Source organism: Bacillus sp. 11B20 (genome assembly GCF_056098985.1).
In genome coordinates this window covers 678,313-701,520 of the sequence record NZ_JBLZWZ010000008.1, presented here as the reverse complement: position 1 = coordinate 701,520, position 23,208 = coordinate 678,313, and the positions used below count along the sequence as shown (strand labels likewise).

General features: G+C 42.9%; 20 protein-coding genes. 18 read left to right on the top strand and 2 right to left on the bottom strand.

Annotated elements, in window-relative coordinates; genetic code table 11:
• Positions 1–61 precede the first annotated feature (61 nt).
• Positions 62–1,858, top strand: a complete 1,797-nt coding sequence (gene cstA / locus ACN6NB_RS12980) for a carbon starvation protein CstA (RefSeq protein ID WP_039180524.1) — start codon at positions 62–64, stop codon at positions 1,856–1,858.
• A 42-nt stretch (positions 1,859–1,900) separates the two neighbouring features.
• On the opposite strand, the gene sspI is transcribed toward cstA, so the two are convergent.
• Complete coding sequence (gene sspI, locus ACN6NB_RS12975; protein WP_024425725.1) at positions 1,901–2,122, bottom strand: small acid-soluble spore protein SspI; 222 nt, start codon at positions 2,120–2,122, stop codon at positions 1,901–1,903.
• Positions 2,123–2,235: 113 nt separating this feature from the next.
• Here sspI and ACN6NB_RS12970 point away from each other — a divergent pair, with 113 nt between their 5' ends.
• The 3 genes from ACN6NB_RS12970 to pheT all read left to right on the top strand — a co-directional run bounded on the left by ACN6NB_RS12970 (position 2,236) and on the right by pheT (position 6,825).
• Positions 2,236–2,979 carry a TrmH family RNA methyltransferase gene (locus ACN6NB_RS12970; RefSeq protein WP_126681491.1) on the top strand — a complete coding sequence of 248 codons (744 nt, stop codon included), beginning with the start codon at positions 2,236–2,238 and terminating at the stop codon, positions 2,977–2,979.
• A 381-nt stretch (positions 2,980–3,360) separates the two neighbouring features.
• Positions 3,361–4,395, top strand: a complete 1,035-nt coding sequence (pheS, locus tag ACN6NB_RS12965) for a phenylalanine--tRNA ligase subunit alpha (RefSeq protein WP_047202641.1) — start codon at positions 3,361–3,363, stop codon at positions 4,393–4,395.
• 15 nt (positions 4,396–4,410) lie between these two features.
• On the top strand, positions 4,411–6,825 hold the full coding sequence (gene pheT, locus ACN6NB_RS12960) for a phenylalanine--tRNA ligase subunit beta (RefSeq protein WP_474253379.1): 2,415 nt from the start codon (positions 4,411–4,413) through the stop codon (positions 6,823–6,825).
• Between the two features lie 37 nt (positions 6,826–6,862).
• Here the strand turns inward: pheT and rnhC are convergent, their stop codons facing one another.
• Positions 6,863–7,786, bottom strand: coding sequence for a ribonuclease HIII (gene rnhC, locus ACN6NB_RS12955; RefSeq protein ID WP_041115042.1), 924 nt, complete (start codon positions 7,784–7,786; stop codon positions 6,863–6,865).
• A gap of 134 nt (positions 7,787–7,920) precedes the next feature.
• Between rnhC and zapA the strand changes: the two genes are divergently transcribed.
• The 14 genes from zapA (at position 7,921) to uvrC (ending at position 23,187) form a co-directional block, all read left to right on the top strand.
• Positions 7,921–8,178: a cell division protein ZapA gene (gene zapA / locus ACN6NB_RS12950; RefSeq protein ID WP_012010831.1), complete on the top strand. Its 258-nt coding sequence runs from the start codon at positions 7,921–7,923 to the stop codon at positions 8,176–8,178.
• Positions 8,179–8,185: 7 nt separating this feature from the next.
• The gene (locus ACN6NB_RS12945; protein WP_024423226.1) at positions 8,186–8,719 is read left to right on the top strand and encodes a CvpA family protein; all 534 of its coding nucleotides are present in this window, start codon (positions 8,186–8,188) and stop codon (positions 8,717–8,719) included.
• A 114-nt stretch (positions 8,720–8,833) separates the two neighbouring features.
• A complete protein-coding gene (gene polX / locus ACN6NB_RS12940; RefSeq protein ID WP_474253378.1) occupies positions 8,834–10,546 on the top strand; it encodes a DNA polymerase/3'-5' exonuclease PolX in 1,713 nt (570 codons plus the stop codon).
• 21 nt (positions 10,547–10,567) lie between these two features.
• Entirely contained in the window at positions 10,568–12,925 is a 2,358-nt protein-coding gene (locus ACN6NB_RS12935) for an endonuclease MutS2 (protein ID WP_144491460.1), read from the top strand.
• 14 nt (positions 12,926–12,939) lie between these two features.
• Positions 12,940–13,344 (top strand): DUF350 domain-containing protein, encoded by a 405-nt coding sequence (locus tag ACN6NB_RS12930; RefSeq protein WP_008345990.1) that lies wholly within the window; start codon positions 12,940–12,942, stop codon positions 13,342–13,344.
• A gap of 160 nt (positions 13,345–13,504) precedes the next feature.
• On the top strand, positions 13,505–13,960 hold the full coding sequence (locus ACN6NB_RS12925) for an Imm63 family immunity protein (protein WP_144490390.1): 456 nt from the start codon (positions 13,505–13,507) through the stop codon (positions 13,958–13,960).
• A gap of 99 nt (positions 13,961–14,059) precedes the next feature.
• Positions 14,060–15,775, top strand: coding sequence for an AMP-binding protein (locus tag ACN6NB_RS12920; protein WP_327842240.1), 1,716 nt, complete (start codon positions 14,060–14,062; stop codon positions 15,773–15,775).
• A gap of 168 nt (positions 15,776–15,943) precedes the next feature.
• A complete protein-coding gene (locus tag ACN6NB_RS12915; protein ID WP_039180499.1) occupies positions 15,944–16,528 on the top strand; it encodes a TetR/AcrR family transcriptional regulator in 585 nt (194 codons plus the stop codon).
• A gap of 26 nt (positions 16,529–16,554) precedes the next feature.
• The gene (locus ACN6NB_RS12910; RefSeq protein ID WP_024423220.1) at positions 16,555–17,334 is read left to right on the top strand and encodes an enoyl-CoA hydratase; all 780 of its coding nucleotides are present in this window, start codon (positions 16,555–16,557) and stop codon (positions 17,332–17,334) included.
• Between the two features lie 31 nt (positions 17,335–17,365).
• A complete protein-coding gene (locus tag ACN6NB_RS12905) occupies positions 17,366–18,139 on the top strand; it encodes an electron transfer flavoprotein subunit beta/FixA family protein (RefSeq protein WP_064497843.1) in 774 nt (257 codons plus the stop codon).
• 43 nt (positions 18,140–18,182) lie between these two features.
• The gene (locus ACN6NB_RS12900) at positions 18,183–19,160 is read left to right on the top strand and encodes an electron transfer flavoprotein subunit alpha/FixB family protein (protein ID WP_474253377.1); all 978 of its coding nucleotides are present in this window, start codon (positions 18,183–18,185) and stop codon (positions 19,158–19,160) included.
• 75 nt (positions 19,161–19,235) lie between these two features.
• On the top strand, positions 19,236–20,714 hold the full coding sequence (locus tag ACN6NB_RS12895; protein ID WP_268464408.1) for an alpha-N-arabinofuranosidase: 1,479 nt from the start codon (positions 19,236–19,238) through the stop codon (positions 20,712–20,714).
• A 246-nt stretch (positions 20,715–20,960) separates the two neighbouring features.
• Entirely contained in the window at positions 20,961–21,275 is a 315-nt protein-coding gene (trxA, locus tag ACN6NB_RS12890) for a thioredoxin (protein WP_007501629.1), read from the top strand.
• Between the two features lie 139 nt (positions 21,276–21,414).
• Entirely contained in the window at positions 21,415–23,187 is a 1,773-nt protein-coding gene (gene uvrC / locus ACN6NB_RS12885; RefSeq protein WP_474253376.1) for an excinuclease ABC subunit UvrC, read from the top strand.
• Positions 23,188–23,208: the final 21 nt, after the last annotated feature.

The window sequence follows — 23,208 nt, the reverse complement described above, 5'->3', positions numbered from 1 at the left end:
GAAAAATCAATCAATTTATGTTATATTTGTAACAAATTGTTTATACAAAGGGGATGGTTAAATGAATGCGGTTACAATTGTAATAGGATCTATGTGTATTTTAGCGATTGCCTATCGTCTTTATGGCACATTTATGATGGTCAAGGTATTAAAGGTGACAGATGATCATCCTACACCGGCTCACCTACTAGAGGACGGGAAAGATTATGTGCCGACAAACAAATGGGTCACATTTGGGCATCACTTTGCTGCGATTGCAGCTGCTGGTCCGTTAGTGGGTCCGATATTAGCCGCTCAATTTGGGTATTTACCTGGTCTCCTTTGGCTTTTAATTGGTGCCGTCATAGGTGGAGCTGTACATGATCTAGTCGTCTTATTTGCGTCGATGCGTAAAAAGGGGAAATCATTATCAGAGGTAGCGAAGGAAGAGCTGGGACCTGTTGCTGGTTTTTGTACAGGGCTTGCGATGCTGTTTATTATTACAATCACAATGGCAGGTTTGTCTATGGTTGTGCTTCATGCTCTTGAACGAAACCCTTGGGGGACATTTGCAGTTGGAATTACGATTCCGATTGCGATGGGGGTTGGTCTGTATTATAAAAAAACAGGCAATTTAAAGCTGGCGACATCTGCGGGATTTATTTTGCTGATGTTTGGTGTATTCCTTGGTCCAAATATTCAAGGAACGGCACTAGGTGATTTTTTAACACTTGATACAAAAACGCTTGCTCTTGCCCTGCCGATCTATGCCTTTTTTGCTGCGGCTCTGCCAGTTTGGCTGCTGCTTGCACCGAGGGACTATTTAAGTAGTTTTATGAAAATTGGTGTATTCATTGCGCTGATTGCCGGCATCTTTGTGGTGAATCCGTCCATTCAATTCCCGGCGTTTACAGAGTTTGTGAACGGAGGAGGACCTGTATTAGCTGGTCCTGTCTGGCCATTTATTTCGATTACCATTGCTTGCGGTGCTATTTCTGGTTTCCACGCATTTGTTGGTTCAGGGACAACACCTAAGATGCTGGACCGCTGGAGTGATATGAAGCCTGTTGCGTTTGGCGCAATGCTGGTCGAATGCTTAGTTGGGATTATGGCTTTAATTGCGGCTACGGCCCTGCATCCAGGAGATTATTTTGCGATAAACAGTACGCCAGAAGTGTTCCGGACACTTGGTATGAGCGTTGAAAACCTTCCGCAGCTGAGTAAGGAAATCGGCCTTGATTTAGAAGGAAGAACGGGTGGTGCCGTAACATTAGCGGTAGGGATGGCGTATATTTTTACGGGAATTCCGTTCTTTAGTCATTTGGCTTCTTACTTCTTCCAGTTCGTCATTATGTTTGAGGCTGTTTTTATTTTAACGGCTATTGATGCGGGTACACGTGTGGCACGCTATTTGATTCAAGACTTCTTAGGTGAAGCATATAAACCGCTTAAACGAACTGACTGGGTACCTGGTTCGGTGTTTGCAAGTGCGCTTGCTTGTTTTATGTGGGGATACTTACTTTACTCAGGTGACATCGGGTCTATTTGGGCGCTGTTTGGGGTTTCAAACCAGTTAATGGCTTCGGTTGGATTGATCATCGGGGCAACGGTTGTATTAAAAATTGCAGATAAAAGACGTTATATGCTGACTTGTTTAATTCCGCTTGCTTACTTATATGTGACGGTGAATTATGCAGGCTATTGGATGGTAGCGAATGTATATCTCAATCCTGAAGCATCCGGCTATAGTGTGCTGAATGCGGTGCTTTCGATCATCATGCTGATCTTAGGGTTTGTGATTATTGTGTTTGCAATTAAAAAATGGGTTGAAATCTGGCGTGATCCAGCGCTTCGAATGGAAACGCCTATCACTGGCTAAATGAAAAAGGCCGGCTTGCTTTTATAAGCAAACCGGCTTCTTTTATTGCTGCTGCTGAGGCTTTAAGCCTTGCTCTAATGTTTCAAGGATCTCATTTTTTTCGTTTTCTGATGCTTCTTGCCATAGCACCTCAAACAACACGCCAAGACCTGGCAGCATTTTTTCCTCGCCGCTTTGAATAGCATCTAAAATCGTATGTTCAAGCTGCTCTTGATTATGGCCAGTAATGTTTTGAATGACTGCGCCTCTTAAATTAAAATCCATTGCCCACACTCCTTTTTTGATGGTAATAGCCCTATTCTGTCTCAAAGACAGGTTTATTATGTAGTGTGCATGAGATATAATAAATTCATGATAATTAAAGGAGTTAACGTCGCTTGAAATATATAGAATCAGCTAAAAACACAAACATTAAACAGTGGAAAAAGCTCCATACGAAAAAAGAAAGAACGAAAACGGGGCTGTTTCTCGTTGAGGGAATACACTTAGTCGAAGAAGCATTAAAGAGCGGGATCGTGAAGGAATTAATGGTCACCTCGCCCGATAGGCTTCCTCCTCATATCCAGCCTGACATTGAGCTTTATGAACTGAGCGAAGAGGCCTTTTCTGCCATGACAGAAACAGAAACGCCTCAGCACATTGCCGCTGTCTGTACAGTTCCTGTTTTTGAAGAAAAGAAGGTTGAACGGCTTCTTTTATTAGACGCAGTGCAGGATCCGGGGAATTTAGGCACACTCATTCGAACAGCAGATGCCGCTGGTCTTGATGCTGTGATCTTAGGAGAAGGAACCGTTGATGCGTTTAACGGAAAAACGCTCCGTTCCGCACAAGGGTCTCATTTCCACCTGCCTATCTTAAAGCAATCCCTTCAACAGGCAATCATGGAACTGAAAGAACGAGGCTTACCTGTATACGGCAGTGCTTTAAAAGATGCGAAAGAGTATAAAAGCGTAACGGCAGAAGGCCCATTTGCTTTAATTGTTGGAAATGAAGGAGCTGGTATTGATCCAGAGATTCTGCAAATGACAGACCAAAATTTATATGTACCAATGTATGGGCAGGCAGAATCATTAAATGTAGCTGTTGCAGCAGCTGTTCTTGTCTATCATTTACGTGGATAATGTTGCAACATGCGTTCATTTTCACTATAATAAAACTAATATTTTAAAAACCATGATAGAGGAAGATTGTTTCAAGAAGCAGCCTTATAGGGAGAATGCATCGTAGACTGAAAGTGCATTTAAGGAAAGCTGAAACAGGAATTCACCTCTGGAGTTGTCACCGGGACCGCAGGCATTGCTTTGCGTAAAGGTGAACCGGATTCGTTTGATTCCGTTATGTCAATGAAGCTTATTCGCACATGCATTTGTGCTTAACAAGGGTGGTACCGCGACCACAACTCGTCCCTTCTTTTATGGAGGGACGGGTTTTTTTATTGTCTTCAAACGATCAAACAGCCGTTTATCCGAGCGGTTTTGTATATCAAAAGGAGGATTACACTCATGCAAGAAACGTTAAAACAGCTTGAAACAGAGGCGATAGCGAAGGTTGAAGCAGCTAGCTCGCTCAAAGAGGTCAATGACATTCGGGTTCAATATTTAGGGAAAAAAGGACCGATTACAGAAGTACTTCGCGGAATGGGCAAGCTCTCCGCGGAAGAAAGACCAAAAATGGGTGCACTCGCAAACGAAGTAAGAGAGCAGATTGCTGGTGCCATTGCTGAAAAAAATGAACAGCTTGAAGCAGAAGAAGTAAAGAAAAAACTTGCTTCTCAAACGATCGATGTTACTTTGCCGGCAAGTCCAATCAAAATAGGGGCAAGACATCCATTAACGATAGTTGTCGAAGACATTGAAGATTTATTTATCGGAATGGGCTATACCGTTGAGGAAGGTCCTGAAGTGGAAACGGATTACTATAACTTTGAAGCATTGAATCTTCCAAAGGAGCATCCGGCACGTGATATGCAGGACAGCTTCTATATTACGGAAGATACACTGATGAGAACACAAACATCACCAGTTCAAGCACGTACACTTGAGAAATATAAAGGACAAGGTCCTGTGAAGATCATCTGTCCTGGGAAAGTATATAGACGTGACAGTGATGACGCGACTCATTCACATCAATTTATGCAAATTGAAGGGCTTGTCGTCGATCACAATATTAGCATGAGTGATCTAAAAGGAACGCTGGAGACAGTCGCAAGAAAAATGTTTGGAGAAGATCGTGAAATTAGACTGCGTCCAAGCTTTTTCCCATTCACAGAACCGTCTGTTGAAGTTGATGTGTCTTGCTTTAAGTGCGGCGGGAAGGGCTGCTCTGTATGTAAAGGAACAGGCTGGATCGAGATTTTAGGTGCAGGAATGGTTCATCCGAATGTCCTGAAAATGAGCGGATTTGATCCAGAAACTTACCAAGGCTTTGCTTTTGGAATGGGTGTGGAACGGATTGCGATGCTGAAATACGGCATTGATGATATTCGCCATTTCTACACAAATGACATTAGATTCACAAAGCAATTCAAGCAGGACTAAGAGGAGGAAATCAACATGTTTGTTTCATATAAATGGTTAGAAGACTATGTCGATTTAGAAGGCATCAAGCCAGATGAATTAGCAGAAAAAATCACAAGAAGCGGAATTGAAGTGGAAGCCGTTGAATATAAAGGTGAAGGCATCAAAGGGGTTGTCGTTGGACACGTCATTGAACGTGAACAGCATCCGAATGCGGATAAATTAAACAAATGTCTTGTTGATATCGGCGAAGACGCACCGGTGCAAATTATTTGCGGGGCTCCGAATGTGGAGAAAGGACAGCATGTGGCCGTCGCAACAGTTGGTGCAGTCCTTCCTGGCAACTTTAAAATTAAAAAAGCAAAACTGCGCGGTGAAGAGTCTCATGGCATGATTTGTTCTCTGCAAGAATTAGGCGTAGAAAGCAAGCTCGTACCAAAAGAATATGCAGAAGGCATCTTTGTCTTCCCGAATGACGTGAAACCAGGGGGTGATGCCCTTCAAGCACTTCAATTAGATGATGCAGTACTTGAGCTTGGCTTAACACCAAACCGTGCCGATGCCCTGAATATGCTAGGTGTCGCTTATGAGGTTGCGGCCATTTTAGGAAGAGACATCAAGCTTCCTGATACAGCACATGACACTTCTTCCGAAAAAGCAGCAGACTATATTTCTGTTAAAATTGAGGATCAAGAAGCGAATCCACTTTATGCAGCAAAGATCATTAAAAATGTAAAGGTTGGACCAGCACCGCTTTGGATGCAAACAAGATTGATGAATGCAGGCATTCGTCCAATTAACAATGTCGTGGATATTACAAATTTTGTACTGCTTGAATACGGCCAGCCGCTTCATGCCTTTGATTATGACCGCTTTGGTTCAAAACAGGTGGTCGTTCGTAAAGCAACTGATAGCGAAATCATTCAAACACTCGATGAACAAGAGCGTACATTGTCATCAAAGCATCTTGTCATTACGAATGGAACGAAAGCGCACGCGGTAGCAGGCGTCATGGGCGGCTTTGAATCAGAGGTGCGTGATGAGACGACGACGATTCTTTTAGAAGCGGCATATTTCAACGGTCAAACAGTCCGTCAAGCATCTAGAGACTTAGGACTTCGCAGTGAATCAAGCACACGATTTGAAAAAGGACTCGATCCGCAGCGTACGAAGTCGGCAGCAGAAAGAGCAGCTCAATTGATCAGCATGTATGCAGGCGGCGAAGTGCTAAGCGGTACAGTTGAGGAAAATCACCTTGAAGCAAGTATGAATGTCATCCACGTATCAACTGAGCGTGTGAACAAGGTGCTTGGAATGAGCATTTCAAAAGAAGATATTGTTCAGATTTTCAACAAACTAGGCTTCACGGTGGGCGAATCAAATGATGTTCTTGTCGTAACAGTTCCTTCCCGCAGAATGGATATTACGATTGAAGAAGACCTCATTGAAGAAGTCGCAAGATTATACGGCTACGATAATATTCCATCTACACTGCCTGCGACAGCTGGCACGGTTGGCGGTCTCACGCCATACCAAGTGAAGCGCAGAAAGGTAAGACGTTTCTTAGAGGGCGCAGGACTTTCTCAAGCGATTACGTATTCATTGACGAATCAGCATAAGTCCACAGCTTTTGCCCTTCATCCAGCTTATGAAACGAGGCTTTCTCTGCCAATGAGTGAGGAACGCAGTGTGCTGAGACAAAGCCTTTTGCCAAACTTACTTGATTCTGTTGCATATAACTTGGCAAGACAAGCCGATTCATTTGGATTTTATGAAACGGGATCTGTTTTCTTAGCAGAAGCTGAAGGAGCAAAACCAGTGGAAAAAGAACATGTCGCTGGTGCGCTGACAGGCTTATGGCATAAAAATCTTTGGCAGGGTGAGAAAAAAGCCGTCGATTTTTATGTAGCGAAAGGAATTGCTGAAGGATTGTTCGAAAAGCTTGGTGTGTCAGACCAAATCACATATGTTCAAGCAGAGCGTGAGGGTCTTCACCCAGGTCGAACAGCAGATGTTCACTTAAATGGTAAAGTCATTGGCTTTGTTGCCGCACTGCATCCAGTTGTTGAAAAAGAATTGGATTTAAAAGAAACGTATGTGTTCGAGTTTGATTTAACAGATGTGATGACATCTGAAACGAAGGATATGAAATATACAGCGATTCCGAGATTCCCTGCTGTGACAAGAGATATCGCACTTGTTGTCGATCAGCATATCTCAAGCGGACAGCTGGAGCGAGTCATCTATGAAGCAGGTGGTCATCTACTCACAGACCTCTCTGTATTTGATGTGTACGAAGGGGAACATATGGAAGAAGGCAAAAAATCTGTTGCATTCTCTCTTCAATATTTAAACCCTGAACAAACGTTGACTGAGGAAGAAGTCACAGCTGTTCATACAAAAGTATTGAAAGCACTAGAAGATACGTATCAAGCCATCTTACGCGGTTAAAGAAAAAAAGCTAAGGCCTCATGGGCCCTAGCTTTTTTTATAGCATTTTTTTCGCTTTTTGTGTGTTGGCAAAATGCAGCTTTGTAAATTGACGTAAAGCATCTTCACCATGCAGCTTGATGAGCTTGGCGGCGGCCTTGTCTACATGAGGGCCGGCTCCTTTTGGGATGTCAAAGCCTGCAGCCTTTGATAATTTGTCCATTTCAATTAAAAAGGCGTACCTTGCGATAATGGAAGCCGCAGCGACTGACAAATGGATGCCTTCTGCTTTTGTACTAAAATACGTCCGCTCCCGAATGATTTTTTTCCCAGCCAGATGCCTGAAATAAATGCCTGGTTCTGCAAACTGGTCAATCAAAATAGCCTCAGGCTGCTGTCCGCCCAGTTTTTCTAGCACAGAGGTGATGACTTGATTATGAAGCAGTGCCTTCATTTTTCCTTGACTCATGCCCTTTTCCTGCATCGTATTGTACTTTTCATTTCGGAGGACGAGAAGGCTGAACGGAATGGTTTTGATGAGATCCTTGGCAATGTTGATAATTTGCGGGTCCTTTAATCCTTTTGAGTCTTTTACGCCAAGCTCTTTCATTAAAGCAAGCTGGCTGGCATCAACATAGGCCGCACAGACTGTGATCGGTCCGAAATAATCTCCTGTACCTACTTCATCTGAACCGATGACCGACATGGAAGCAATGCCGGGCGGCGGACTGTATTTTGTGACAGCAGGTGCTTTTTGACTTTTCGTATCAGCTGCTTGTAAATGGCTGAATTGACTGGCTTCAGCTTCTGCCCTTTGTCCTTGAAAGAGCACTTTCCCAGATCGATAGGCTGTAATCGTACAGCCAGGGACTTTTGCTTGAAAGAGGGCACCTGGCGGCAAAGTGTCTGTTAAATGGTGCGCATACGCGCTCTTCATCTTTTTGAGGTCTTCTGATGTTGCTTTTAAAACGGATTGGGGCACAGTGGATAACTCCTTTTTACCTTGATATCATTGATTTCTAAAGTGTACCATAACAGGGAAGGGCTCGTCTTTCCATTCAATGTCTAAACATGTTATGATAGAGACTAGGATTCTCGTGGAATGGAGGAGAAACGTTGTCTGACGGCGGTAAAACGAAAACAACAGTTGAGATTTACGGACAGTCCTATACGATCATCGGACAAGAAACGAAGATGCATATGCGACATGTTGCGTCAATTGTTGATGATAAAATGAGAGAAATAAATGAAAAAAATCCATACCTTGATATAAACAAATTAGCTGTACTGACAGCAGTCAATGTCGTCCACGACTACTTGAAATTAAAAGAGCAATACGAAAAATTAGAGATTCAGCTAAAAGAAAAGGAATGAAATTACCGTGATCGATATCATCATTTTGTTTTTGCTTCTTATGGGAACGCTTGTCGGTCTAAAACGCGGGTTTATTCTTCAATTTATTAAATTGATCAGCTTTGTTGTTTCTATCTTAGTGGCTTCCATGTTTTATCAGTCACTTGCACCACAGCTTACGTGGATTCCAGCACCTAATTTTAGCGGCGGTCAACCGCAGCTCGCTTTCTTTAGTGGAAATCTAGAAACAGCTTATTATAATACCATTGCGTTTATCATTCTGTTTATCTTGACCAAAATCCTGCTCGCCATCATTGGCGGATTGCTCACAACCATTGCAAGTATACCTGTGATTAAACAGGTGAACAAACTGCTTGGCGGTGTTTTAGGATTTCTTGAAACCTATTTATTTGTGTTTATTCTATTGTTTGTCGCTGCATTACTACCAGTAGATGCACTGCAGACAATGATGAGCAAATCAATGTTAGCAGATGTGATCGTAAACAACACCCCTTACCTGTCCGGTCTTGTCAAAGACCTATGGTCGACGTATGGAGTTTAAAAACTTCTCCTTTCCTGGAGAAGTTTTTTCTCATTCCATGACAGAAAGTTGTAGGATGAAGGGAAAGTTTGTATATTTATATAGGAAGATGCCAAAGCGGCTGGAGGATGAGAGATGAATAAAAAAGATATTATCAAACTTCTTGAAACAATTGCAGTATATATGGAACTTAAAGGAGATAATCCTTTTAAAATTTCTGCCTTTCGTAAAGCAGCGGCGGCACTGGAACAAGACGACCGCAGCCTTTCGCAAATAGATGATCTATTAGCATTACCCGGCATTGGAAAAGGAACCTTTGCTGTGATCACAGAGTATATCGAAAAAGGACAATCAGAAACACTCGAACAATTAAAAAAGGAAGTGCCTGAAGGACTTGTCCCGCTCTTGAAATTGCAAGGACTTGGCGGGAAGAAGATTGCTAAGCTTTACCAAGAGCTTGGTGTCCATGATGCACAGTCGTTAAAGGAAGCATGCGAAGCGGAAAAAGTACAAGCGCTTGCAGGCTTCGGTAAAAAAACCGAAGAAAAAATTCTCGCAGCTCTTGAGGAGGCTGGAAAACAGCCAGAACGACTGCCAATTGGCTTTGCATTAGATGTGGCAGAGCGGATTGATCATGCGCTTGAACAGATGAAGGGGATTCTTCGTTTTTCAAGAGCTGGCAGTTTAAGACGTGCACGGGAAACCGTCAAAGATTTAGATTATATCATCGCGACTGACAATCCTGAACAAGTCAGAGAGCAGCTCGTTGCACTTGAAGATGTCAAAGACGTCATCGCAAGCGGTGACACGAAGGTATCTGTCATTCTTGCCCTTGATTTTGAGATCAGTGTAGATTTCCGGCTTGTGACAACAGACCAATTTGCAACAACGCTGCATCATTTCACTGGCTCAAAAGACCACAATATTCGAATGCGTCAGCTGGCGAAGGAACGCGGTGAGCGTATTAGTGAATATGGTGTGGAAACAATTGAAACTGGAGAAGTAAAAACGTTTGAAGACGAGGCCGCTTTTTATGCGCATTTTCAACTTCCGCTCATTCCACCAGAAATTCGTGAAACCGGAGTGGAGATTGATACGTATAAAGAAAGTATGCAATTTGTCGAGCTAAAAGATATTAAAGGCGACCTTCATATGCACTCGACTTGGAGTGATGGCGCATTTTCTATTCGTGAAATGGCAGAGGCATGTATTGCAAAAGGCTATGAATACATGGCGATTACAGATCACTCGCAATATTTAAAAGTAGCAAACGGTTTAACAAAAGAACGTTTACGTCTGCAAGCAAAAGAAATTGACAAGCTCAATCAAGAATTCGAGCATTTTCACATTTTCAAAGGGGTCGAAATGGATATTCTCCCGGATGGATCATTAGATTATGATGATGACTTTTTAGCAGACATGGATTTTGTGATTGCGTCTATCCATTCTAGCTTTTCTCAGCCGGAGGAAGTCATCATGGAGCGCCTTGAAAATGCCCTGCGGAATCAGCATGTAGATTTAATTGCACATCCAACAGGCCGTTTGATCGGCAGACGAGACGGCTATGCCTTAAATATAGATCAGCTCATAGAGCTTGCGAAGAAAACGGGAACTGCACTAGAGCTCAACAGCAACCCGTCAAGACTTGATTTGAAAACAGAGCATTTAATGAAAGCAAACGAAGCAGGTGTGAACATCATGATCAATACAGATGCACACAATATCGCCATGCTGGATCATATGGAAGTTGGTGTAACAGCTGCAAGAAAAGGCTGGACACCAAAAGCAAATGTCGTGAATACTTTTTCTCTAAACGAGATCAAAAAGTTTTTAACGCGTGACAGGTAGTCGTTAGGAGGCTGGACCATGCTGCAACAAAAAGTGTTAGCATCATTAGAATTTCATAAAGTAAAAGAAAAAGTCATGTCCTATACCGCATCCTCATTAGGAAAAGAAAGAGCGCAGGATTTAACGCCGCTGACGGATATAGAAACCATTCAGCATTTGCTGGAAGAGGTAGCAGAAGCACAGGATGTCATCCGTTTAAAGGGATCTGCGCCATTTGGCGGGCTGACAGATATTAGACGCGGGGTCAAACGGGCAGAAATCGGCAGTACATTAAGCCCGTCTGAGCTCATGGAAATTGCAGCGCTATTATACACTGCGAAAAATATGAAGCACTTTCTCACGTCCCTGTATGAAGATGGTGTAGATATACCACGCCTTCATACATATGCAGAGACGCTGATATTACTGCCCGAAGTCAGAAAAGAAATCGAAAGCTGTATCGGTGATAATGGAGAAGTGCTTGATCATGCAACTCCGGCGCTACGAACAATACGTACGCAATTACGTTCATTAGAATCAAAAGTTCGAGATAAATTAGAATCCATGATTCGTTCACAATCTGCTTCAAAAATGCTGTCAGACACGATTGTTACCATTCGTAATGACCGGTTTGTGATTCCGGTAAAGCAGGAGTACCGCTCGAATTACGGCGGAATTGTTCACGATCAGTCATCATCTGGGGCAACCCTTTTTATCGAGCCGCAAGTGGTCGTGGATTTAAATAACACTTTGCAGCAAACCCGTTTAAAAGAAAAACAAGAGGTCGAAAAGATCCTGCAAATGCTGACAGCGAGCGTGTCAGAACACATTGAAGAACTGCTTCACAATGTAAAGGAGCTTCAAACGCTAGATTTTATTTTTGCTAAAGCCAAGTATGCAAAGGCAGAAAAAGCCACAAAGCCTGCTGTGAACGATCAAGGGGAGATTTATTTAAAACGGGCAAGACATCCTTTATTGCCTCGTGATCAGGTTGTGGCAAACGACATTGAGCTCGGTAAAGATTTTTCAACCATCGTCATTACTGGTCCAAATACAGGGGGTAAGACCGTTACTTTAAAAACGCTTGGTCTTTTGACGCTGATGACGCAGGCAGGCCTTCATATTCCAGTTGAAGAAGGCTCGGAAGTAGCTGTATTCGACCAAGTCTTTGCTGATATTGGAGATGAACAGTCCATTGAGCAAAGCTTGAGTACGTTCTCATCTCATATGGTCAATATTGTGGATATCTTAAAGAATTTGACATCTAACTCACTCGTGTTATTTGATGAATTAGGGGCAGGAACAGACCCTGCTGAAGGTGCCGCGCTGGCCATGAGTATCTTAGACGAGGTGCATCAAACAAATGCACGCGTCATCGCAACAACTCACTATCCTGAGCTGAAGGCTTACGGATATAACCGAGAAGGTGTCACAAATGCGAGCGTGGAGTTTGACATTGAAACCTTATCACCAACGTACCGATTGCTCATCGGTGTACCTGGACGAAGTAATGCATTTGAAATTTCTAAACGTCTTGGTTTGCCAGATCACCTCATTGACCGGGCAAAAGCGGATATGCATGCTGAGCATAATGAAGTAGACCAAATGATTGCTTCATTAGAAGACAGCAAGAAACAAGCGGAAGAAGAGCTGCATGAGACAGAAGTCTATAGAAAAGAAGCAGAAAAGCTTCATAAAGAATTGCAGAGACAAATTCTTGAATGGAATGAACAAAAGGACAAACTGCTTGAAGAAGCTGAACAAAAAGCGGCAGAAAAAATTGAACAAGCCTCAAAAGAAGCAGAAGACATCATTCAAGAGCTTCGTTCGATAAAAAATGAGCATCGCTCATTCAAAGAGCATGAACTCATCGATGCGAGAAAGCGTCTTGAAGATGCAGTGCCTGAGTTTGACCGGAAGAAAAAGCCAGAGCCGGTGAAAAAAGCAGCAAGACAGCTAAAATCAGGCGACGAAGTGAAAGTGCTCACCTTCGGGCAAAAAGGAACGCTGCTTGAACAAACAGGTGACAAAGAATGGAGTGTCCAAATGGGCATTCTGAAAATGAAAGTAAAAGAAAAAGACATGGAATTTATCAAATCAGCACCTGAATTTAAGCAGGAGAAAGCCATTACGGCAGTCAAAGGAAAAGACTATCATGTATCGCTTGAGCTCGACTTAAGGGGAGAGCGTTATGAAAATGCCTTAAGCAGAGTCGAGAAATATTTAGATGATGCTGTCTTAGCTGGTTATCCGCGTGTGTCGATCATTCACGGAAAAGGAACTGGCGCCCTTAGAAAAGGGGTTCAGGAATTACTGAAACAGCACCGAAATGTGAAAAATGCTCGTTTTGGGGAACAAGGCGAGGGAGGATCAGGCGTTACCATCGTCGAATTAAAGTAAAAAGGAGAAAACGCATGAAAGCCTTTTGGGAAAATGAACTTGTGGAAATTGCCGCCTATTACAGCGTGGCCGTTCTATGTCTTGTCTTATTTCTAACCATTTTTGAACTCGTCACCTCCTATAAAAACTGGGAAGAGATTCAGCGGGGGAACTTAGCTGTTGCCATGGCAACAGGTGGAAAGATATTTGGGATTGCGAATGTGTTTCAGCATTCTATTGCACAGCACAATTCCCTTCTGCAAATGATTGGATGGGGCGTATACGGCTTTGTGATGCTGCTTGTCAGCTATTTCATTTTTGAATTTTTAACACCACGATTTAAAGTAGACAAAGAGATTGAGAATGATAATAGAGCGGTCGGGTTTATTTCACTCATTATTTCAGTTGGGCTGTCTTACGTAGTAGCAGCCGGCATTTAAGGAGACGACATGGAAAAGCTAGCAAAAGTATTAATCGTAGTTGCCTGCACTTTTGCGGTCATTGGTGCCGTTTACATGTTCCTGTGAAATGAAGACAGAGTGAGAAAGCTGTCAGGGGTCCCTTGGCAGCTTTTATCTCACCCGAAGGCGGCGAAATCACATGAAGCAAATTCTGCAAAAAGACGAAATCATAAAGCGCATTGATACATGTCTCCAAATGACATCCCTGCCAAGAGACATATATGAACCGTATATTGCACGCCCATTTCAAACGACTGGATTTTTTGATGATTTGAGTCCTTATGTTCAAATCGATCCGAGCGGCTATATTCTCATTCAATATGAACGAGGAATCCAAATGCTGCATAAAAGAACAGAAGAGGCGGATGAAGTCATTTACTGGATTTTAGAAGACACGATTTTTCTCACAGTCTACATCGACATGATGAGGCAGTATCAAGTCGACAACATCCAGACGCATTTACCTAATGATCCGAGTATCCATCAACAGATCGTGGAGAGAGTAAATGAGTCATTCCGTGCAATCGGTGGATTATATGAACAGTGGCATCATGAAGGAAAAAGAGCATCGATCGAAACACCAGCGAAGAAATAAAGAGGTCATGGAACCAAGCTCTATTTGAAAAAAGCAAACTGCCTTAAGGAAAAGTTTGCTATAATAAAATAGTACGAAAGTTCAGGAAGGAGGGTTTTTATGCAGTCAGATAAACGTTGGCTTCTGCATTACCCGAATCAAATTCCCCACGAACTCACCATCCCAAATGAGACGTTACAATCTTACTTATTCAGCTCCGCAGAGGCTGCACCTGAGCATACAGCCATTCATTTTCTAGGAAAAAACATCACCTATGAGCAGCTCCAAGAAGACGCATTGAAACTAGCTGGTCACCTGATGGAGATTGGCGTGAAAAAAGGCGACAGAGTAGCGATCATGCTGCCAAACTGTCCTCAATCGGTCATTTCTTATTATGCTGTTTTAATTGCAGGCGGCATCGTTGTTCAAACGAACCCGCTTTATACGGAGAAAGAACTGGCATATCAAATGGAGGACAGCGGCTCCAAAGTGCTGATTACATTGGATTTATTGTATCCAAAGGCCTATAAAATGAAAGCGCTGACAAGTATGGAACACTTGATCATCACCAAACTACAGGATTATTTACCATTTCCAAAAAACATTCTGTTTCCTATCGTTCAAAAAAGAAAAAATAAAATGGTCATCCAAGTCGAGAAAAGTGATACCATTCATCACTTCTCACAAATCATGAAAGAATCATCAGGAGAACAAATCCCGCAGCTTGCCTTTGAACCGAAAGAGGATGTCGCTGTTTTGCAATATACAGGTGGAACGACCGGTTTACCAAAAGGGGTCATGCTTACGCATGAAAATATTTTAGCGAACACTGAAATGTGCGCTTCTTGGATGTATAAAACGACAAGAGGAAAAGAACGAATCCTCGGCATTATTCCGTTTTTTCATGTATACGGAATGACGACCGTATTAAATCTTGCTGTCAAAGAAGGGCATTCAATGATTCTCCTTCCTCGATTTGACGCAGCTGATACCCTCAAAACGATTGAAAAACAGAAACCGACACTCTTTCCAGGTGCACCAACCATGTATATCGCCTTGCTGCATCATCCGAACATTGAAAAGTATGACCTGTCGTCCATTACTGCATGTTTAAGCGGCTCGGCGGCTCTTCCTGTTGAAGTCAAACAGAACTTCGAGAAATTGACAGGAGGGCGTTTAGTAGAGGGATATGGTCTTTCTGAAACCTCACCAGTGACCCATTCTAACTTTTTATGGGGAGCGAACAAAACAGGCAGCATTGGCTGTCCGTGGCCTGGAACAGACGCAGGTATTTATTGCGAGGAAACGGGTGGCCTCAAAGAGCCATATGAGCACGGAGAAATTATCGTCAAAGGACCGCAGGTTATGAAAGGATACTGGAATCAGCCAGAGGAGACAGCAGCTGTATTAAGGGATGGATGGCTTTTCACCGGAGATATTGGGTATATGGATGAAGACGGTTTTTTCTATATCGTTGACCGGAAAAAGGATGTCATTATTGCGAGCGGTTATAATATTTACCCAAGAGAGGTCGAAGAAGCCCTTTATGAGCATGAGCTTGTACAAGAAGTTGTTGTCGCAGGTATACCAGACCCTTATAGAGGAGAAACAGTAAAAGCATTTGTTGTGCCGAAAAAGGATGCTTATTTAACAGAGGATGAACTCGATCGCTTTGTGAGAACGAGAATTGCTTCATTTAAAGTACCGCGCGTGTATGAATTTAAAGAGTCACTGCCTAAAACGGCTGTCGGAAAAATTTTGCGCAGAGTTTTAATTGAAGAAGAAAAAAGAAAGCATGCTTCATCTGAAACACCTGTTGATCAATTAAAGAAATAACGACCTTTATCATCCGGTCGAGAGGCCGGATGATTTGAATGATGACAGTCTGCTCTGGTATGATAAAGGTTGAAAAGAAAGAAGAAGATCTCTTGACAAATCACCCGTTTCTTTTTAACATAAAGTTATGAATGAATGCTCATTCAATTTAGAAAGGGACGAAGCACATTGAAGCAGAAAAGACCGAAGTACATGCAAATTATTGATGCAGCAGTTGTGGTGATTGCAGAGAATGGCTATCATCAATCACAAGTTTCAAAGATTGCGAAACAAGCAGGGGTCGCAGACGGAACCATTTATCTTTATTTCAAAAACAAAGAGGATATTCTCATCTCATTGTTCAAAGAAAAAATGGGACAATTCATCGAACGGATGGAAACAGATATTCAAAAGAAGCCGTCTGCCAAAGAAAAGCTTCTACTGTTGATTGAGGAGCATTTTCGCATGCTGGCGCAAAATCATCATTTGGCTCTTGTGACACAGCTTGAACTCAGGCAGTCAAACCTTGAGCTGCGGCAAAAAATCAATGAAGTGCTAAAAGGGTATTTAAATATGCTCGAGTCAATTTTAACAGAAGGAAAGAAAACAGGAGAATTCAGACAAAATTTAGATGTCCGCTTAGCGAGACAAATGGTATTTGGGACGATTGATGAAACCGCAACAACATGGGTCATGAATGATCAAAAGTATGATCTGCCTGCACTCGCAGAAAATGTACATGATCTGCTGTTAAGCGGAATACATCAATCCTAAAGACAATGTGAAAAAGGATGATTGACATGGAAAAGATACTCAGCTTACATCATGAAGGACAGACAGCGCTCATCACAATTCAGAACCCACCTGCAAATGCCTTATCCTCTCAGTTGCTCACTGAGCTTAATGACATGTTCGATGAGCTCGAACAGAATGAAGAAGTAAGAGCGATTGTGATTCACGGAGAAGGCAGGTTCTTCTCAGCAGGTGCTGATATTAAAGAATTTACCACTTTACAGGAAGAGTCTGATTATGCAAGCCTCGCAGATAGAGGACAGCAAGTTTTTGAACGGATTGAACAATGTCCAAAACCAGTCATTGCCTCGATTCACGGGGCAGCATTAGGCGGAGGCCTTGAGCTTGCCATGTCTTGTGATATCCGAATCGCAACAAAAGATGCGAAGCTTGGACTTCCAGAACTAAACCTCGGCATTATTCCAGGATTCGGCGGCACGCAGCGCCTCCCGCGCTACGTTGGTTCTGCTAAAGCGCTTGAAATGATGGGAACAGCTGAACCGATTACAGGTGAAGAAGCATTTGCCTGCGGACTTGTTACAAAGCTGGCAGAAACAGAGGAAGAAGCGCTCACAGCGGCCAAAACACTTGCGGGGAAATTTGCAGCGAAAAGCCCAAAATCACTTGAATATGTGCTTGATTTATTGAACGCAACAAAACTGTATTCGTATGACGGCGGAATGAAGCTGGAAGCCAAAAAGTTTGGTGAGGTTTTCCAATCAAATGACGCCAAAGAAGGCATCCAGGCCTTTATCGAAAAGCGCAAACCGAATTTTAAAGGGGAATAAGGGATAAGTACGACACAAGGGGGAGAAATAAATGAATATATTTGTTTTGATGAAGCGTACGTTTGACACGGAAGAGAAAATTTCTATTCAGTCTGGTGCAATTCAAGAAGATGGAGCAGAGTTCATTATTAATCCTTATGACGAGTATGCCATTGAAGAAGCCATTCAGCTTCGTGATGAGCACGGGGGAGAAGTGACCGTTGTGACAGTTGGCGGTGAAGATGCGGAGAAACAGCTGAGAACAGCGCTTGCAATGGGCTGTGACAGGGCCGTCTTATTAAACGTGGAAGATGATTTAGAAGAGTGGGACCAATATTCAGCTTCTACCATTCTTTATCACTATTTAAAAGACAAAGAAGCTTCCTTGATCTTAGCAGGGAATGTAGCAATTGACGGCGGCTCTGGACAGGTAGCTCCGCGTCTTGCTGAATTACTCGGCTTTTCATATGTGACAACGATAACAAGTATTCAAATTGACGGTGGCTCTGCATCGATTGAACGAGATGCAGAGGGTGATGTGGAAGTCATTTCTACCGAACTCCCGCTAGTCGTCACAGCTCAGCAAGGACTCAATGAGCCTCGCTATCCATCCTTACCAGGCATTATGAAGGCAAAGAAAAAGCCTTTAGAAGAATTGGAACTTGATGATTTAGATCTGGACGAAGACGATGTACCATATAAAATCAAAACAATTGAACGTTACTTACCGGAGAAAAAAGAGGGTGGCAAGGTGCTGAGCGGCGAGCTTCAGGATCAAGTCAAAGAACTGACAGATCTACTCAGAAATGAAGCAAAAGTCATCTAAACATCCACTTTACGATATCACGAGAACAAGGGGGAGCTTGAAGATGAGTAAAAAAGTTGTTGTACTTGGAGAAAGTCGTGACGGTAAATTAAGAAATGTGACATTTGAAGCCATTGCTGCCGCTCACAAAGTGGCAGATGGTGGTGAGGTCATTGGCGTGTTAATAGGGGATGACGTCAAAGGCCTAGCGGATGAACTGCTTTACTATGGAGCGGATCATGTCATGATTGTGGAGCATCCGCACCTTTCATATTATACGTCAGATGGTTTTGCGCAGGCGCTTCAAGCCATATTAGATCAGGTCGATCCAGATGCTGTGCTTTTTGGCCATACGTCTATCGGAAAAGACTTGTCGCCGAAAATAGCCGCACGTCTCCAGACTGGCTTGATTTCAGATGCGATCGATGTAAGCGTTACCGGCGAACATCTTGTTTTCACTAGACCGATTTACTCTGGAAAAGCCTTCGAAAAAGTCATTTCCACAGACCGCCTGCTTCTAGCGACCATCCGGCCAAACAACGTGGCGCCATTTGAGCGGGATGCGTCACGAGGCGGAGAAGTCACACCGGTTTCTGTCGATATTCAGAACCTTCGGACGATCGTGAAGGAAGTCATTAAAAAAACGTCAGAAGGTGTAGATTTATCGGAAGCAAAGGTCATTGTTGCCGGAGGGCGCGGGGTTAAGAGCAAGGAAGGCTTTGAACCGCTGAATGAACTCGCTGAGACGCTCGGGGCAGCAGTCGGAGCCTCGCGCGGAGCTTGTGACGCTGACTATTGTGATTATGCCCTGCAAATTGGTCAAACGGGAAAAGTCGTCACACCCGATCTTTATATTGCATGCGGGATATCAGGAGCGATTCAGCATTTAGCGGGAATGTCTAACAGTAAAGTCATTGTAGCGATCAACAAAGACACAGAAGCAGAAATCTTCAAAATCGCCGATTACGGAATCGTCGGTGACTTGTTTGAAGTGGTACCGCTTTTAAATGAAGAGTTAAAAAAGATGAATATCCACTCGTAACGCTCATACACTCAGAATGCCTAGGTATTCTGGGTTTTTTTGTATGTAATCAAGAAGAAAAGGAGCGGTTGACAAGTGAAGGGGACAGTAAAAGTCAATGACGTGATCGGACGCATTTCTAAACACATTTATGGGCACTTTCAGGAGCATTTAGGAAGAGGGATTTATGACGGGATTTGGGTAGGAAAAGACTCAGAGATTGACCATATTGACGGGATTCGTACCGATGTGCTGAAGGCGCTTCAAGCATTACATATTCCGGTGCTGAGGTGGCCGGGGGGCTGTTTCGCAGACGAGTATCACTGGGCAAATGGTGTAGGTGATCTCAGTGAACGAAAGCCGATGGTAAATACCCATTGGGGTGGTACAGTTGAATCTAATGCATTTGGTACGCATGAATTTATGGCATTGTGTGAGCTGCTTGAATGTGAGCCATACATTTGTGGCAATGTGGGAAGCGGGTCTGTTCAAGAATTAGCCGATTGGGTCGAATACATGACATTTCCAAAAGGGACACCTATGTCCGACTGGCGCATTCAAAATGGAAAACAAGAACCTTGGCAGCTGACCTATGTTGGTGTAGGCAATGAAAGCTGGGGCTGCGGCGGGAATATGACGCCTGAATACTATGCAGATTTATATAAACGCTATCAAACGTACGTAAGAGAATTCGCCGGGCAGCGTATTTATAAAATCGCCTGCGGCGCGAACTCTAATGACGTGAATTGGACGAAAGTATTGATGGAGCGGGCTGCACCGTGGATGGATGGGCTCAGTTTACATTATTACACTGTACCTGGTACATGGGAGAAGAAAGGGTCAGCGACTGAATTTGATGAGGATGAATGGTTTATCACGCTGAAAAAAGCCTATGAGATGGAACGGCTTGTCGAGGACCATGGAGAAATCATGGATCGTTATGACCCAGACAAGCGAATTGGGATGATTATTGATGAATGGGGGACATGGTATGACCCAGAGCCAGGGACAAATCCTGGGTTTTTATATCAGCAAAACACACTAAGAGATGCCCTTGTATCCGCCCTCCATTTTCATATTTTTCATCGCCATTGCGAGCGGATTCATATGGCAAATATTGCTCAGACGGTCAATGTGTTGCAAGCGATGGTATTAACAAAGGACGAAAAGATGCTTCTGACGCCTACGTATCATGTGTTTCACATGTTTCAAGTGCATCAAGAGGAAGAAGCGCTTGAAGTGGAGTTCGTTTCACCGCCGTATGAACGGAGAGGTGAAAAAATTCCTCAGGTTAGTGTGTCAGCCTCGCGTTCATCAAGTAAGATGCATATTAGCTACTGTCACCTGAATCCGCATGAACAAAAAGAGGTATCCCTTGCCATTGAAGGGGTTGATGTACAAACGAAAGTCACTGGACGTGTGCTGACGGCTGATCGCATGAATGCGCATAATACATTTGATGATCCTCATTCTGTTCAGCCAAAAGACTTTCAGCAAATGACTGTAAATCCCGGGGAATTAACGGTAGAGCTGCCGCCAATGTCAGTGGTCATGATAACTGTCGACCTCACTTGATTGCATATTTCGATGTTTGGTGAGAAGAATGTTGGGGCATCATACATTGTAAATGAAGCGGAAAGGGTGTCATGTCATATGCTTAGAACCATTCTAATGATCATCGGTGCGATTGTTGTTATTGGTGCGATTATACGGTTTGTTTTTTAATTCATTTCCTAAAAAATGATTCGTAAGCATTTCATTCGCAAGTCACATTGGTAGATGCTATACTAAAAAGCATAATTTACATTGGAGGAATGAATAATGGCAATCGTAAAAGCTACTGACGCAACATTTTCACAAGAAACTGCAGAAGGTGTTGTTCTTGCAGACTTTTGGGCACCATGGTGTGGACCTTGTAAAATGATTGCTCCAGTTCTTGAAGAACTTGATCAAGAAATGGGCGACAAAATGAAAATTGTAAAAATTGATGTAGACGATAACCAAGAAACTGCTGGTAAATACGGCGTTATGAGTATCCCAACACTTCTTGTTTTAAAAGACGGTGAAGTTGTAGAAACTTCTGTTGGTTTCAAACCAAAAGAAGCACTTGCTGAACTTGTCAACAAACATCTATAAACCGATCTATGTCCAAGCGGCATAATCATTGAAGCGGTTCTCGTAAAGACGAGAGCCGCTTTTCTTTCAACATGGTATAAAACAAATGTTCGTGATACACTAGAAGGAGTGAAAGAGGAAAACAAGGACGGATGAAAATATGAACAAACTAATCAAAGAAAAACTGTCAGTCCTGCCGGATCAACCAGGCTGTTACTTAATGAAAGATAGACAAAATACGATCATTTACGTGGGAAAGGCAAAGGTTTTAAAAAACAGGGTGCGCTCTTATTTCACTGGATCACATGACGCCAAAACGCAGCGGCTTGTCAGTGAAATTGAAGACTTTGAATACATTGTCACCTCTTCTAATATCGAGGCGCTCATTTTAGAGCTGAATTTAATCAAAAAATATGACCCAAAATACAATGTCATGCTCAAGGATGACAAGACGTATCCATTTATAAAAATTACGAATGAACGCCACCCTAAGCTGATCGTCACCCGCAATGTAAAAAAGGACAAAGGGAAATATTTCGGTCCATACCCAAACGTACAAGCAGCACGAGAAACGAAAAAGCTGCTCGACCGCTTATATCCCCTGAGAAAATGCGCCACTCTTCCTGACCGTGTCTGCCTTTATTATCATCTTGGGCAATGTCTTGCACCATGTGTGTATGACATTTCCGAGGAAACGAATAAGCAGCTCGTGGACGAAATCACAAGGTTTCTAAACGGAGGACATCAGCAAATCAAAAAAGAACTGACCGAAAAGATGCAGGAAGCTGCTGAAAATTTAGAGTTTGAACGGGCAAAAGAACTGAGAGACCAAATCGCTTATATCGACTCAACGATGGAAAAACAGAAAATGACGATGAGTGATTTATCAGATCGAGATGTCTTTGCCTATGCCTATGATAAAGGCTGGATGTGTGTCCAAGTTTTCTTTATCAGACAGGGGAAATTGATTGAACGTGATGTCAGCCTGTTCCCTATGTATCAGGACCCTGAGGAAGAGTTCCTTACGTTTATGGGGCAATTTTATGAAAAGAACAACCATTTTCTGCCGAAGGAAATTTTGGTACCGGACAGTGTCGATCAAGAGATGATTGAGCAATTACTTGAGACAAACGTTCACCAGCCGAAAAAAGGAAAGAAAAAGGATTTACTTTTACTTGCCCATCAAAATGCCAAAATCGCCTTAAAAGAAAAGTTTTCGCTCATTGAGCGTGATGAAGAGCGGACAATTGGTGCGGTGAAGCAGCTTGGGGATGCGCTTAATATTTATATGCCGTACAGAATTGAGGCGTTTGATAACTCCAATATTCAAGGAGCAGACCCGGTTTCTGCCATGGTTGTCTTTCAGGACGGGAAGCCATATAAAAAGGAATACCGAAAATACAAAATTAAAACCGTCTCAGGACCAGATGATTATGCATCCATGCGTGAAGTCATTAGAAGACGATATACCCGCGTGTTAAAGGATGAACTGCCGCTGCCAGATTTAATTTTAATTGACGGAGGAAAAGGACAGATCAACGCAGCCATCGATGTGCTTGAAAATGAATTGAATCTGTCTGTCCCAGTCGCAGGTCTTGTAAAAGATGAAAAACACCGGACTTCAAATCTCATGATGGGAGATACACTTGAAATTGTTGCGCTGGAGCGAAATAGCCAGGCTTTTTACTTGTTGCAGCGCATTCAAGATGAAGTGCACCGGTTCGCCATTAGCTTTCACCGGCAGCTGCGCGGAAAAAATGCATTCCAGTCTATTTTAGACGATGTACCAGGTATCGGAGAGAAGCGTAAAAAGCAGCTCCTCAAACATTTTGGCTCTGTGAAAAAGATGAAAGAAGCCTCTATCCAAGAATTTCAGGAAGCGGGCATTCCGAAACAAACGGCCGAACTTTTAATGGAGGCATTAAAAAAATAGATTGTACTTTTCTAAAAAGTT

Bases quoted from the DNA above. Each gene is read 5' to 3' on its own strand.
- cstA (WP_039180524.1), top strand. From the start codon at position 62: ATGAATGCGGTTACAATTGTAATAGGATCTATGTGTATTTTAGCGATT.
- sspI (WP_024425725.1), bottom strand. From the start codon at position 2,122: ATGGATTTTAATTTAAGAGGCGCAGTCATTCAAAACATTACTGGCCAT.
- pheS (WP_047202641.1), top strand. From the start codon at position 3,361: ATGCAAGAAACGTTAAAACAGCTTGAAACAGAGGCGATAGCGAAGGTT.
- pheT (WP_474253379.1), top strand. From the start codon at position 4,411: ATGTTTGTTTCATATAAATGGTTAGAAGACTATGTCGATTTAGAAGGC.
- polX (WP_474253378.1), top strand. From the start codon at position 8,834: ATGAATAAAAAAGATATTATCAAACTTCTTGAAACAATTGCAGTATAT.
- ACN6NB_RS12930 (WP_008345990.1), top strand. From the start codon at position 12,940: ATGAAAGCCTTTTGGGAAAATGAACTTGTGGAAATTGCCGCCTATTAC.
- ACN6NB_RS12925 (WP_144490390.1), top strand. From the start codon at position 13,505: ATGAAGCAAATTCTGCAAAAAGACGAAATCATAAAGCGCATTGATACA.
- ACN6NB_RS12920 (WP_327842240.1), top strand. From the start codon at position 14,060: ATGCAGTCAGATAAACGTTGGCTTCTGCATTACCCGAATCAAATTCCC.
- ACN6NB_RS12910 (WP_024423220.1), top strand. From the start codon at position 16,555: ATGGAAAAGATACTCAGCTTACATCATGAAGGACAGACAGCGCTCATC.
- ACN6NB_RS12905 (WP_064497843.1), top strand. From the start codon at position 17,366: ATGAATATATTTGTTTTGATGAAGCGTACGTTTGACACGGAAGAGAAA.
- ACN6NB_RS12900 (WP_474253377.1), top strand. From the start codon at position 18,183: ATGAGTAAAAAAGTTGTTGTACTTGGAGAAAGTCGTGACGGTAAATTA.
- trxA (WP_007501629.1), top strand. From the start codon at position 20,961: ATGGCAATCGTAAAAGCTACTGACGCAACATTTTCACAAGAAACTGCA.
- uvrC (WP_474253376.1), top strand. From the start codon at position 21,415: ATGAACAAACTAATCAAAGAAAAACTGTCAGTCCTGCCGGATCAACCA.